Raw genomic sequence first — 13931 nt, 5'->3', positions numbered from 1 at the left:
ACCTATGCCCCTCCTCTGAACTTCTCGTAACTTATTCTGAACGCCTCCAGGACAGGGAGCTTTTCCCCCGCAAAGAAGCTCAGCATCGCGCCCCCGCCCGTTGAAACGTGGCTTATGCCCGTTATGTTGTGCTGGTATATGCTTGCTATGGAATGTCCTCCCCCGACTATGCTGAAGGCAGGGCTCTCACCTATCGCCTTGAAAACCCCCACTGTTCCAACGGCGAATTCCTCCCTCTCGAAGACGCCCATAGGTCCGTTGGCGACTATTATCTTCGCCCCCATCAGCACTTCGCGGTACTTTTCAACGGTTCTTGAGCCTATGTCGAGTATCGGGTGCTCGTCGAAGAGCCACTTCTCCTCGCTCAGCAGATCAACTTCGACGCGCTCGCCCCTGTAGTCCACGGCAAAATCCACGGGGGTTCTCACATGGGGATAGAACTCGTTGAGGATCTCCTCCGCCCAGTCAACCAGCTCCAGCAGGCCTCTCCTCTCCATGAACTCAAGGTTCGCATCGCCCAGGTGGAATCCCTTGGCGAGGGTGAAGACGTGGCCGACGAGACCGCCGGTCAGTATAAGCTCCGCCCTGCCGTTCCTCAGTACGTTTTCAGCAACGCGGAGTGAATCGTCCACCTTTGCCCCACCGAGGACGTAGACGCGGGGCTTTTCCTGGGTATCGTAGGCCCTGGTGAGGGCCTTAACCTCCCTCTCCATAAGAAAGCCCATTACCATGGGCTTCAGCCTCGCAAAACCCACCAGGGACGGCTGGCTTCGGTGGGCGGCCGCAAAGGCGTCGTTCACGACGTAGTCGATGAGCGGCGCCAGCTTTCTCACGAAAAAGGTCTTCTCACACTCCTCTATGGGCTTATATTTAACCTCCTCCGCGGCGAAGCGGAGGTTTTCTAACATGAGGGCCTCGCCGGGTTTCAGTGCCTTTATCCTCTCGCGGGCGTACTTTCCAAATATGTCCTCAACGTATTCAACTTCCTGGCCGAGAAGACCGCTCAAGATTTCGGCATGTTCCTCCGTGGTGATGTAGTCCCCCTTGTACGGCTTGCTCTGGTGCGTTCCTATGACGACCCTCGCCCCGTGCTCCAGAAGGTATATTATCGTCGGGAGAACTGCCCTGAAGCGCGCGTCGCTTATTATCCTCCCGTCCCTGACGGGGGAGTTTAAGTCTGCCCTCAGAAACACCGTCTTGCCGTGGTAGCTGAAGTCCGTGAGCCTGAACATTCCATCACCATCGCGGTGTTAAATTTCACCCGTTAAAAACTTATTTTGAACACTTTTGGTGATAATGAATTTCCGGGGGAAAGAGATTTATAAAATAAGACAGAGAATATTCCAGTGCAGGATTTCGCTTTCATGGGTGAGAGTGATGTCGTGGACGCAGGATATAATAATGCTCGCGCCAGAGGACGTTCTCATTGAAAACGTGATCGAACTGCTGAAAAGAATGGGGTTCAGGGACTACGAGAGGGTTTCCAGCAAGAAGGACTGGGGAATAGACATCGTGGCCATAAGGGACGACCCCATAGCCGGCATGGAGAAGCTGGTGATAGCCGTTCACAGGAAGGGGCTGGCATCTTCAAGGGATATCAACGTTTTTGCCGGGCTTGTGGACAAGTACAAGGCCGACAAGGGCATATTGATATCGACTGTCGGGTTTACCAAGGACGCCAAGGTTCTCATATCCCGGGAGTACAGGGGCAGGATAATCCCCTGGGACGGGGAGAAGCTGGCTTCTCTGTTCCATAACTACTCAGTTGAGCCTCCCGAGGAACTTGTAAAGATGGCCGAGAACGCCAGGAAAGAGCCCGCCAAAAAAAGTCCTCTCAGCGAGTTTGAGCTCGATGCCCCGCTTCTATATGACTTCTCCGCCGAGAACGTGTTTAAGAAGGTGGCATCCTTTGCCTCTTCCAAATATCCGATTAAGCCCTCTGAGATGAGCCTCCGCGCCCTTTCCGTGACCCTGTCCAGTGCGTACATATTCTCCTGGTTCCTTGAGGAGAGTAACCAGAAGGACAAGGCGGTCGTGTTCTCAGGTGATAGGATAGTCCTCCGTGCGACGGAAGATAAGAATCTCAGCGTCCCCGTGACCAAGGCGCTGCTCAACGACGGCTCAATAATCCGGGCCACAGAGAGGTTCATAGATGTTCCGATAAGCCCGAGCGAGGCCGTTCTCATACTGAAGGAGAAGGCCGCCAAAGAACTAGGGGTTGCGGAGGGAAAAATAACAATCCATGAGCGCAAGAAGGTCTATGTTCCGAAACTTGCAAGGCTCGACCTAAAAGTGGGAGAAAACACGGCAAAAGCGACCGTCAATTTGGAAACCGGAGAGGTGCAGTTCGAGATACAACCCCTGCCGGATGAGTACTTCGTGGGAAAAACGGGGGAGATGGTTCTCAAGCAGACCGGTGAGGAAGTCCTTGAGAGGGAGCTCAAGAGGGACAGGGACAGGGTCAAAATCTCGGGCAGAACCAGGAGCTTCTCGTTTGAGATTTCTTTCAATGCATACACCGGGAAGCCCCTAAGCCTCGAAGCCCTTTTGAGTGACGAGGCCTTGGACGGGCTGTTGAGAAAGGCGTACCCTGATGGCGATGTCATCAACCTTGAGAAGGGCAAGAAGGTGGCCGTTGCGGACGTTCTCCTTGGTGACGGCATAGCGGTTCTTGAGGTTGACCTGACGAACGGAAAGTACAGGGAGGTCAGGAAGCTTCCTTCTCCGGAGGAGGCCTTCAAAAATGCCCGAGGGGTCATAGAGGCAAACTTCCCGCTCAGGAACCTTGAGATGAAGTCCCACAGGGTGCTTGAGCACAAGTACCTCGAACTGGTTCTTGAGAGCCCCGACGGAAGGGCGACCGTGAAGGTGGACGGCGCCACGGGGGACGTTCTCGACTACCTCGTGGAGATAACCCCAGAGAGGGCAAAGGAACTTGTCGCAGAGAGATACCCCAATTTTGAGATAGTCTCGGTGAAGGGGAACGAGGCGGAGTACATGCTGAAGGCTGAGAACGACAGGCACGTGGTCACCATAAGGCTGAGCAAGGATGGGAAGCTTGTCGAGGAGGTCGACCGCGTTCTTAGGCGGGAGCTGGCGGAAAAAATAGCCCTGGAACGTGCCAGAGGGATTGATGAGGAGGCCAGAATAGACTCGGTTTCCCTTGATGAAAACTGGAGTGTGGAGTTCGCGGGGAAGACCAAGGTGGGGACACTTATTCTCCACAGGGCCACGGGGGAGGTTCTCAAGGAAAACGTGCGCTTCACGGAGATGGCCATTGAGACAATGTATCATGAACACCTAAGGAAGGCCTTTGGCGAGGAAACCCTAACAACCGAGAGGCTCACCCACTACAAGGACAGGGGGTACATAAACATCAAGGTCTCCGGCGGGGAGAGGTTCTACTACGCAAGGATAGACACAAAAACCGGCAGGATACTGAGCGAAGACACCGCACCGATAAAAGGAATAACGGCAAAGCTAAAGCAGCTGCAGCTTGAGAGCAGATACAAATGATCAGGCCATCAGCATGTTCTCTATCATCTTTATGGCTTCCACTATCTTCCTCTCCGGTTTCTCCTCGTTCTTTGGAATTTCAAGGTTGATGACGAGCCTCTCTTCCTTGCTGTCCTCGAAGTCGTAGACCTCAAGTTCCTCGACCTCAACGTCCTCGAAGATGCTCTCTATCTCGGGGCTGATTATCTTTTTGTCGTTGCCGTAGACCTCAACGCGCACCACGTCCTCTGTGGTCGAGGCTATCACTATTATCTCGTACGAACCGACCTTCTTGGTGAACCGGAGAACGCTTCCGTATCCCTCGACTTCCTCCTTGAAGCCAAGCTGGTGCATGGTGCTCCTGATGGCCTCGGTCTTGCTTTTTATCCTGTTGAGGATCCTCTCACGGAGCTTGTAGCTCTCCTGGAGGGCTTTCTTTATCCCCTCGCCGGCGTCCTCAATCGTGCCCTCCCATATGCCAATGACCTTTATGCCAGAAGAGGTTGGTTTGAGCTCTATCTTGATGGAGTCGATATCGAAGTCTCGCAGGTCGTCTATTTTAAGCTCGCCGAGGGTGAGGATATCAAATTCCATCCTCACGATGTTGCCGAAGGCCTTGCCTTTGAACTTCACCTTCATCACCATGGAGGGCTTATGGGGATGGTTTAAAAACTCTTCCCCTTTCGCGGATGGTCAGAAACGACGCAAAGTAACATAAAAAGAGGGAAAAGGTCACTTCCTCCTCCTGAGGAGGAGCGGGACGAGTGCAAGGCCGACGAGGGCTGCTGGACCGCAGGTGCTTCCGGTGGTGCCCTGTGTGGCGCTTTCGGTGGTGCTCTCAGCGGGGCTTGTGGTGGTTGGGGTGGTTGCACTTCCACCGACGGTGTAAGTGGTTTCCGCAGTGTTGCCGTAGAAGTCGGTAGCTATGACTTTTATGGTAAATTCGCTCGCATCAACGCCGGGAACCTCGGTGAAGTATGTAGCAGAAACCTCCGCGGGCTTCATTGAGAACGCCGGGTACTCGGCTATGACCTTCCCGTCGCTTATTATCTGCACCTTCATGTCCCTGATTCCAACGTTGTCGCTGGCGCTGATGTAGACCTTGAAGGCCTTGCCCGGCTTGGGCTTGCTTGGTGATAGGTATCCAACCTTGACGGAGGGTGCCTGGTTGTCTGCGCCCTTGACCACGGTTATCTGACTGATTCCCTCCGGAACGGTAACGTTGAGGAGCATGTAGTAGGTTCCGCCGATTTCCCTCTCGCCGAGGACGGTGTAGGTTATGTTGGTTGCCTGCGGGTCAACTTTGGCCCCTGAGGGTATCTGGAGGACTATAGGACCGCTTATGCTCTTGCCGAGCTCGTTGATGAACTTGACCGCCGTTCCGTCATCCCCGTCCTGGCGGAAGACGATGAACTTCTGCGGAACCGGAAGCGAGACGGGCTTCTCCTTATCAAAGAGGTTGCTGACAAACGGGAACTTGACTGTGCCGTTGTCGTAAACGTAGATTATCTGGGAGCCGTACCAGCTGGGTTTGGTATAACCCCTCTGCTTGTCGGTCTCGCTCGGCGGATTGCTGGTCTTGTCTGGTGCTCCGGTGGTCGTGAGGGCATAGAACCAGTGCTCGTTGCCATTCTTGTCAATGTAGAGGACGGGTTTATCCCTATGGATGTGGCCGCTGAGGACGAGCCTGACGTTGTACTTCTCGACGAGCTGGAGGAAGTACCTGGCTATGTCCTCGTACTCGCCGTTCCTCCCGACCCAGTCCCAGCTGGCGAGCTTCTTTATCTGCTGCCAGTCGTTGTCGTCAAAGGCGGTGAGGTTCTCCACGACTCCTCCATTTTGCCTGCTGATGTACCAGAACGGGTGGTGGACGAGGACTATCGGAATCTTGTCTGGGTGATCCTGAAGAACCTTCTCCATCCACTGGAGCTGTTCCATCTCTGGGTGCCTCTCCTCGCCCCTGCTGTCGAGGCCTATTATGAGGAAATCACCGATGACCCTGTAGAAGTACCTCGGGCCGACGTACTTGCTGTAATATGTTGGGGGATGGTCGTGGTTGCCCTTGACCGTTATGAGTGGGGTTCCTGCGGCAGTCGCATGGAGGATGGCACGGTCAAGAAGTACATAGCCCTCCCTGTCGCCGTTGGTGTCAACGTCGTCACCCGTTACAAGTATTATATTTATCACGTTCTCCCCATCGGCACCCACCATGCCATAGTAGGTCATGAAGCTGTCGGTGGCGGTGTAGCTGTGAAGTGCTACCGGGCTCTTGCAGTACTCGAGGATACCTGTGATGCTCTTCTGGAAGTAGTCCCCGCAGACGAAGCCCATCTTTGAGCCGCTCGTCACGTGAAGGTCGCTACCCTGGGCAATCTTGAGAACCGTCGGCGCTTTCTTCATGACCCACACGCCGTTCGGGATGGTTACCTCTCCTTTGTCGCTCTTCACGACAAGGAAGTAGACATCGGGTGCCGCGTCCTCAGGGATTTTAGCTTTGACTATTCCGTTATCTGTGCCAACGATTTCCAGATTATATGGCCCGTGGAGTATTGAAACTATCTGCAGCCCCTGGATTGTGACACCCTCTGCAGGATATATCTCTATAACATCACCGGGCATTCCTATCGCAGGTGTTCCAGGCAGGGGCTGAATCAGGATGTCTCCGGGGGTAGTTGGAGCCGCTGCCCAGACTGTGCCTGCTGGAATCGCTGCCAGGGCAAAAAGGGCTATCAACAGGGAGATTACTTTTCTGCCGAGCATAGCATCACCAAAGATACCCTGGGAAAAATGAGTTATAAGTTTTCCTTTAAAGCCTAGTCTGTGGAATCCTGAACATAACTGTTCCCTGCCAGTTCCGCCATTATCTCGGCAATCTCAGAGCTTCCCCCGAACCTTTTGTACATACTGTAGTTTAACATCACGAGGTTGTAGAGATTCTTTGCAATCTCAGGTTTTCTGTTTTTGACTGCCTCAAGGAGTCTTGTGAGGTGAACCGCCATCTCGATGAGGTGAAAGTCAGCCCTGCTGAGGGGCCTCGGAGGCAGGCTCCCCTCAATAAAGCCCTCGGGCTCTAGGGAACATCTAAGTATCTGGGTTTTTCCGAGTTCGTCCTCGTGCTCCTCCTCGCGGATCTCAACCTCGCCGTACAGTCCCGGGAGCCCCTTGATCCAGCGGTGCTTTTCACGTTCTTCAAACTCCAGGGTAACCTCGAAGTTCAGGGCAAGCCTGGACATCAGCTCGACATCGTTGGTTATCTGTATCGCGGCGTATGGGTGCTCCCTCAGTTCCCCGGCACTCTTTCCTCCGAAGAGCTTGAAAGAGAACCTCCGGCCCTTTCTCACAACGCCGACGGGAGCGACGTTTGAACGGGTAACAAGGAGAACCTCATAGACCTGGCCTTCATTAAAAAACTTCAAAGGCTCCATGTAACCACCAAAGGAGAATGGAAAAGGAGGATTTAAAGCTGCTGCTTTGGAAGGACGATGATGTCGTCCCTCTCGACGTAGAACGTTACCTCCTGCAGGGGTCTGAGGTCCGACACTTCCTTGTCGCTGATGGTTCTTGCGATTATCCTTGTGTCCCCAAAGAGGCCGACGACTTCGATGAAGAAGCCGTAGTACTCGATAAGGTCAACCGTCCCCGTAAAGGACACCGCGTTTTCGGCAGGCTTGAGCTTTATCCTCTCGGGCCTGATGACTATGACGACGTCGTCGCTCTTTTCTGTGTAGTACAGGTTATCCAGCCTGATGCCCTCGAACTCGACGGTAACGCGGTCACCGTTCCTCTCCACGACCTTGGCCGGGATGACGTTGGTCTTGCCCATGAAGCTGGCGACGAATTCAGTCCTGGGGCTCTCGTATATCTCCTTGGGCGTCCCGACCTGTTCGACAGTCCCCACGTTCATGACTGCTATCCTGTCGCTTATCGCCATTGCTTCCTCCTGGTCGTGTGTGACGTAGATGACGGTGATTCCAAGCTCGCGCTGGATTCTCCTGATTTCCGAACGCATCTCAAGCCTGAGTTTGGCGTCGAGGTTGCTCAGCGGCTCGTCAAGGAGGAGGACCTTTGGCTCGACCACGAGGGCCCTGGCTATTGCCACACGCTGCTGCTGGCCACCGGAAAGCTGTGTTGGATAGCGGTCCTCGAAACCGCGGAGCTTGACGAGGTCAAGCGCCCATTCGACCTTCTTCCTTATTTCCTCCTTGGGGAGCTTCTTGAGCTTGAGGCCGTAGGCGACGTTGTCAAAGACGGTCATGTGCGGCCAGAGGGCGTAGTTCTGGAAGACGAGCACCGCCCCGCGCTTGCTGGATGGGAGGTAGGTGACCTCCTCGTCTCCGAAGTACAGGGTTCCGCTGTCGGGGAAGTCGAGGCCGGCGATTATTCTCAGCGTCGTTGACTTTCCACAGCCACTCGGTCCGAGCAGGGTAAAGAGTTCCCCTGCCTTGATGTGAAGGTCTATTCCCTTAAGGGCGACGGTTTCTCCGAAAGTTTTAACGATGTTTTCAAGTTTGACGTCAACCATCCCAACCACCTCATGTGAGACCTATGAACGAGTACCTCTGCTTGGTTATCACGTTGGCGAGGACTATGGCTATAATCTGCACCGTCATGAGGAACACACCCAGAGCAGCGGCGAGGTTGGCGCTTCCAACGGCGCTCGTCATAAGCTCGACCATCCTGGCGGTTATCGGGTAGTAGTCCGGGTTGATGGAACCGAGGGTGATGCCCACACTGGTCTCGCTCATACAGTAGACGAAGCTCAGCATTGCCCCGCCCAGGAGGTTCAGGAGTATCAGTGGCATGAGGATTCCAGTGAGTGCCTTCCACCTTCCTGCGCCGAGGTTGAGGGCGGCCTCTTCAAGGGAAACGTGAACCTGCTGAATTCCCGCCGAGATCGAGCGCGCCGCGAAGGGCAGACGCCTGATGGAGTACGCCAGCACCAGAACCATTGCCGGGTTGAAGCCCAGCAGGTTGGTGGGATCAAGTGGAGTATTCGGGAACACCTTGGCGAAGAAGAAGAAATAGCTCATGGCAATGACTATTCCCGGAACCGCTATAGGTATCGTGGCGAGGCTGTCGAGTACTGGGCCAAGCTTGCTCTTCTTGAACCTGCTGGAGGCGTAGGATGCCGTGAGCGAGAGCAGGAGTATGACGACTATAGCTGCCGTTGAATACATGACACTGTTTATGATGACCCTCTCAATGTCCGGCTGCGTGATTATGCTCTGTATGTGTGCGGTGGTGAAGCCCTGGGGCCAGGTTCCGGCCCAGCTTTCGCTGAAGGCGAGGAGGACGACACCCACCTGGGGGAATATCGAGATGAGGAGCATTGGAATGACCACGAGGTATATAAGGGCGGCCTGCCATCCCTTGGGTTTGGCCACACGGGGCTTCCACCTTCCGCCCTTGCTGAGCATTGCGTACTGGCGCAGGCTGACGTACTTCCTGATTCCAAGGAACATCAGGACGGCAATGGCGAGCATTATGAGGGCTAAAGCCGCGAGTTGCGGGCTTCCAACGTTGAAACCGCTGGTGAATGCGCTGTAAATCTGGAAGGACATGAGCTTCCTGGCGAGTGGGTTGCCCTGGAAGACTATCGGTGCAGCCAGGTCTTCAAGGCTGAATATTCCAACGAGTGTTGCACCGGCCGCTATTCCCGGAAGGGCGAGCGGGAAGGTGACGGTTCTGAAGAGGTGGAAGCCCTTGCTTCCGAGGTTCTCGGCCTGCTCCTCAAGGGTCGGGTCGATGTTGATGAAGCTCGCGTAGGCATTGAGGTAAACAATTGGATAGTACGTCATGGTCTGGGCGATGATCACACCGACGAGGCCGTCGATAACGATTCTGTGGGGGAATACATGGAGGATGTCATAGAACAGCCAGTTGATGAGGCCATTGGGCAGGAACATCTTCTTAACTATGAAAACGTTGACGAAGGGCGTGACCAAGAGCGGGACAAAGAGCAGTATCCTGATAATGTTCTTGCCCGGAAAGTCATAGCGGGCCATAACGAAGGCGAATATCGTTCCGAGAATCGTTGTCAGTATCATGACACTGATTGAAACGAGGATGGAGTTCAGGATAACTCCGAAGTCAACGCCCTGGACGTAGTATATCTGCTCTCCGTTGGGCATCGTGATGAGTCTGTAGAACTCTCCGGTTGGTCTGAAGCTGATATAGTAATCGGACGTTAGGATGCTGGTGAACCAGTGGAAGGAGAAGTGGCCGTTGTACTCGAAGGCCACTGCCAGCATCGTCACCACGGGGATTATCAGGAACGCCACCAAGTAGAGGAGTGGGAACAGGAACGACGTCGTCACGACCGGGTCGAAGATGGGGGTTCCAAAGAGATTCTCGCTCCACTTGCTAACCTTCATCGAGCATCAACCTCCGTTGTTTTGAACTCCCAATCACTCTGATTGGGTCGAAGTGGGGTCTATTTAAATATTTCCAAAAATTTGTTGATTTATTAGCATCTAAAACGGGGGCAAAAGGGAGAAAAATCTTCAGAAAAATATCAAAAAATATGTAAGATGTCAAATTCAGCCGGTCATGCTCTGGAGGTCCTGGAGAACCTTGTCGTACTTGTCGCTGGCTGCCTGGCGCCACTCCTGGACGAGCTGGTCCTGGAAGTTCCTGTCGCTGACGATCTTGTCGTTTATCTTCTTGGCGTACTCCTCGGTGAATGTTACCATCTGGCCGGTCTCTGGGTCCTTGAACTGTATCGGTGCAGTGAGCTCGTCCTTGAGCTGTTCAAACTGCTCCTTGGTGATCTTGCCCTCCTTGTAGGCCTGGACTATGGCAACCCAGGCGTCGTGGAGCTTCTGGTTCGGGTCAACGAGGGTAGCCTTGAAGTAGTACTGAAGTGCGCTGACGGTTTCAAGGGCGCGCTTATCGTCGAACGGTATTCCCTTGGCGTTGATGGCGTCCTGGTAGGCCTTCTTGAGAGCGGGCCTGACTTCGCCGTAGGTCTGTCCCTCGTGCTGGCCCTTGAATATGACATCGGCGTAGGTCTTGGTGATCTTCATGTCGAAGATGTCCGGGTTGATCGGGAGCCTGTTGACGTCCGGGCTCATCCATATGGCTTGGCCTTCGGTGAGGACCCAGTAGATGAAGGCCTGGGCGGCCTCGGGGTGCTGGGCGTTCTTGAGGAGGGCTATCGGGTCACCGTTGATGATGCTCTCCCCCTTCGGGACTATGTACTGGCAGTCCGGGTTCTGCTGCATGGCGGTGTATCCGTAGAAGTCTATAGTGTTTCCTGCCGCGATCTCACCGTTTATGACGGCGTCTCTGACGGCATCACTCTGCATGTATATCTTCGAGTTGGCCGCAATGAGCGTCATTATGCGCCAGCCCTGGTCCCATCCAAAGGCCTGAAGGATGATCTGGTATATCCTGGTGTTGGATGTGCTCCTGGTCGGGTCGGCTATACCGTACTGCGGCGGGTTGAGGGCCCACTCCTCGCTGGCAACGTCCTCCCACTTCTCGGGAACCGGAAGGTTCCACTTTTTGAGCTGGGCTTTGTTGACTGTAAATCCGAACGACGAGAGGGCGGCAGCAATCCAGTAGACCTTATCCCCCTCCTTTCTGACCATGGGCATTCCTGCGAGTTCTGTCGGTATAGGGTTGCCGAGGAGGTCAAGAACCTTCTTGTCGGTTATGGGGGCAAGGTAGCCAGCTTTGTACAAGTCATCGAAGAGCGTCGGTCCCCCACCCCAGCCGACATCGGCACCTTTCTCGATGTAGCTCGGCCAGAGGCTTTCCGGAACCTTGATGAACTTGATGTCCTGGATGTTGTACTGCTTCGCTATGTCGCTCTTGAGGAAGGCCTGCTTGGCCATGTACTGTATTGTTGCATCGTGTCTGGTGACGACAACAAGGGTTATACCGCTGCTTTCTCCACTGCTACCGCCGATACATCCACTGGCCACGACACTGAGGGCAAGAAGCAGGATAAGTCCGATAGAGGCCCATTTCTTCATGGTTTATCACCCAGTTATGTTTAATCAGTGGAAGTTCCTCAAACTCAATAAAAAATTAATGGTTCAATAGACAAAAAAAGAAGAAAGATTCACTTCTTCCTCCTATAGAGGACAAGCGGTATCAGGGCAAGGCCGACGAGGGCTGCTGGACCGCAGGTGCTTCCGCCGGTCTCTCCACCGGTTTCGCTGCCGGTCTCGGTGCTCTCGGTTGTGGTCTCCTTGCCAAGCTCGCCCTGGACGTAGACGGCCCACTTGATGAAGTTGGTGACGAACTGCGGACCGTCGAGCTTGACGCCGTGGTACTCTGGCGCCCACATTGGCTCGTAGCCTCCGTAGGGGGTCTCACCGCTGACGATGAGGACGTTCTTCTTGTCAGGGAAGAGCTGAACTGCCATAAGCGGGAACTGGCCGGTGTCACCAGCGGTGTAAGCGTTGGCCGCCGGGTCAGTGTTCTCGACGATTTGACCGTCATTGCTGCTTGTAACTATGACGTAGATGTTCTCAATACCTGCGTTCGGTTTCAGGGGCTTCCAGTTACCGTTCTCATCATAGTAGGCTACGACACCCGGGCCGTGGAAAAGGACCTTTCCGCCGTTGGTGAGGTCCTTGGTTATCATGTCCTTCTCAGGGGTGTCTGAGTCGGGGTTGACAAGGCCTATGACACGGTAGCCAGCTCCAGCGTTGCTGGTGGCGTCCTCAACTGAAGCCTGGTCAACGCGGAGGTTGGCACCGATGGCATCGAGAATAGTGTCGGCAAAGTCAATCCTGTTCGGACCGTCGCCGTAGTCCGAATCGGCGGCAACCCAGAGGATCCTGTTACCGTCGTTCCACCACTGGACGAGGGCCTGTATTTCATCCGGGCTGAATGCCTGGCTCGGCTGGCCGAGGATAAGGAAGTCAACGTCCTTAATCGCGTCGTAGGTTATCTTGTCCCCAACGTTCTGTATTCCAAGGGTGTCTGCGACGGCCGGATCGCCGATGTAGACCCAGTTGAAGTCGCTGAGGGTCTTTATCATTCCCTCTGCGAGGACGTTGCCGTCCCTGTCGGTCAGAACTGCCAGGCCCTTGTCGCTCTCTCCGTGGGCAAGGTCAACACCGATGGTCGTAGCGCTGGCCATGGCAAATCCAAAAACACCAAAGAAGACAAACACGGCAAGTATTATTGCAGCCTTCCTCATGGTATCACCGGGTTATCTAAGGCTTAGGGAGTTATAAATCTTATGAATCCGAACTTTAACAGCCCGGAAAAACTTCCGTAAAGTCCTTAAAGGCTTGTACCGTTCAGGCTTCAGGTGGTGAGTATGGACATTGAAAGAAGGATAGAGCTCATCAAGAAGAAGCCCACAGAGGAACTCCTGACAGAGGAGAACCTAAGGCACCTGCTCGAAGTCGGTGTTCCAATGCAGCACTACATAGGGTTCGAGATAAGCGGTTACATTCACCTCGGAACCGGGCTTATGGCCGGGGCAAAGATAGCAGACCTCCAGAAGGCCGGAATCAAGACGAGAATTTTCCTCGCCGACTGGCACAGCTGGATAAACGACAAGCTCGGCGGTGACCTCGAGGTCATCCAGAAGGTCGCGCTGAGCTACTTCAAGGAGGGCATGAAGCAGAGCATAAAGGTCATGGGCGGCGACCCTGATAAGGTCGAGTTCGTGCTCGCGAGCGAGATACTTGAGAAGGGCGACTACTGGCAGACCGTCATAGACATCTCCAAGAACGTCACCCTCGCGAGGATGATGCGCTCCATAACGATCATGGGAAGGCAGATGGGTGAGGGGATAGACTTCGCCAAGCTCATCTACCCGGCCATGCAGGTGGCTGACATCTTCTACCAGGGCGTTACCATAGCCCACGCCGGAATGGATCAGAGGAAGGCCCACGTTATAGCGATTGAGGTCGCACAGAAGCTCAAGTACCACGCCCTCGAATGGAAGGGCAAGAAGCTCAAGCCCGTTGCTTTACACCATCACCTCCTCCTCGGCCTTCAGGAGCCGCCGGTCTGGCCGATAGAGAGCGAGGAGCAGTTCAAGGAACTCAAGACCCAGATGAAGATGAGCAAGAGCAAGCCCTACTCGGCGGTCTTCATCCACGACACCCCTGAGGAGATAAAGGGGAAGCTCAGAAAGGCATTCTGCCCGGCGAGGGAGGTTAATTACAACCCGGTCCTCGACTGGGCCGAGTACATAATCTTCCGCGAGGAGCCGACCGAGTTCACCATCCACCGGCCCGCCAAGTTCGGCGGAGACGTGACCTACACGACCATCGAGGAGCTCAAGAGGGACTTCGCTGAAGGCAAGCTCCACCCGCTCGACCTCAAGAACGCGGTGGCGGAATACCTCATTGAACTCCTCAAGCCCGTCAGGGACTACTTCGAGAGGAATCCAGAGCCCCTTGAGCTTATGCGGGAGATAAAGATCACCCGCTGATTTTTCTCCTCTTTTAGCTGGTGGAGCC

General features: G+C 54.5%; 10 protein-coding genes. 2 read left to right on the top strand and 8 right to left on the bottom strand.

The annotated features are described in order from the left end of the window. Positions 1–2: 2 nt before the first annotated feature. Positions 3–1232: a phosphoglycerate kinase gene (locus tag F7C11_RS11200; protein WP_297093443.1), complete on the bottom strand. Its 1230-nt coding sequence runs from the start codon at positions 1230–1232 to the stop codon at positions 3–5. Positions 1233–1377: 145 nt separating this feature from the next. Here F7C11_RS11200 and F7C11_RS11195 point away from each other — a divergent pair, with 145 nt between their 5' ends. Continuing rightward, a complete protein-coding gene (locus tag F7C11_RS11195; RefSeq protein ID WP_297093441.1) occupies positions 1378–3516 on the top strand; it encodes a restriction endonuclease in 2139 nt (712 codons plus the stop codon). Here the strand turns inward: F7C11_RS11195 and F7C11_RS11190 are convergent, their stop codons facing one another. The 7 genes from F7C11_RS11190 to F7C11_RS11160 all read right to left on the bottom strand — a co-directional run bounded on the left by F7C11_RS11190 (position 3517) and on the right by F7C11_RS11160 (position 12652). Beyond that, the gene (locus F7C11_RS11190; RefSeq protein ID WP_297093438.1) at positions 3517–4140 is read right to left on the bottom strand and encodes a hypothetical protein; all 624 of its coding nucleotides are present in this window, start codon (positions 4138–4140) and stop codon (positions 3517–3519) included. Between the two features lie 87 nt (positions 4141–4227). Further along, positions 4228–6255, bottom strand: coding sequence for a metallophosphoesterase (locus F7C11_RS11185; RefSeq protein WP_297093436.1), 2028 nt, complete (start codon positions 6253–6255; stop codon positions 4228–4230). A 53-nt stretch (positions 6256–6308) separates the two neighbouring features. Beyond that, positions 6309–6920 (bottom strand): DUF447 domain-containing protein, encoded by a 612-nt coding sequence (locus F7C11_RS11180; RefSeq protein WP_297093434.1) that lies wholly within the window; start codon positions 6918–6920, stop codon positions 6309–6311. Positions 6921–6952: 32 nt separating this feature from the next. Then, positions 6953–8017, bottom strand: coding sequence for an ABC transporter ATP-binding protein (locus F7C11_RS11175; RefSeq protein ID WP_297093432.1), 1065 nt, complete (start codon positions 8015–8017; stop codon positions 6953–6955). A gap of 10 nt (positions 8018–8027) precedes the next feature. Beyond that, positions 8028–9869 (bottom strand): iron ABC transporter permease, encoded by a 1842-nt coding sequence (locus tag F7C11_RS11170; RefSeq protein ID WP_297093431.1) that lies wholly within the window; start codon positions 9867–9869, stop codon positions 8028–8030. Between the two features lie 165 nt (positions 9870–10034). Next, complete coding sequence (locus F7C11_RS11165) at positions 10035–11474, bottom strand: ABC transporter substrate-binding protein (RefSeq protein ID WP_297093429.1); 1440 nt, start codon at positions 11472–11474, stop codon at positions 10035–10037. 89 nt (positions 11475–11563) lie between these two features. Beyond that, positions 11564–12652: a CGP-CTERM sorting domain-containing protein gene (locus F7C11_RS11160; RefSeq protein WP_297093426.1), complete on the bottom strand. Its 1089-nt coding sequence runs from the start codon at positions 12650–12652 to the stop codon at positions 11564–11566. Positions 12653–12775: 123 nt separating this feature from the next. Between F7C11_RS11160 and F7C11_RS11155 the strand changes: the two genes are divergently transcribed. Beyond that, positions 12776–13903 carry a tyrosine--tRNA ligase gene (locus F7C11_RS11155; protein ID WP_297093424.1) on the top strand — a complete coding sequence of 376 codons (1128 nt, stop codon included), beginning with the start codon at positions 12776–12778 and terminating at the stop codon, positions 13901–13903. Positions 13904–13931 lie beyond the last annotated feature (28 nt).

Origin of the sequence: Thermococcus sp., assembly GCF_015521605.1 — an archaeon.
In the GTDB taxonomy this organism is placed as follows: domain Archaea; phylum Methanobacteriota_B; class Thermococci; order Thermococcales; family Thermococcaceae; genus Thermococcus.
The sequence above is the reverse complement of the archived record's forward strand: the minus strand, read 5'-3'. Positions and strand labels throughout refer to the sequence as shown.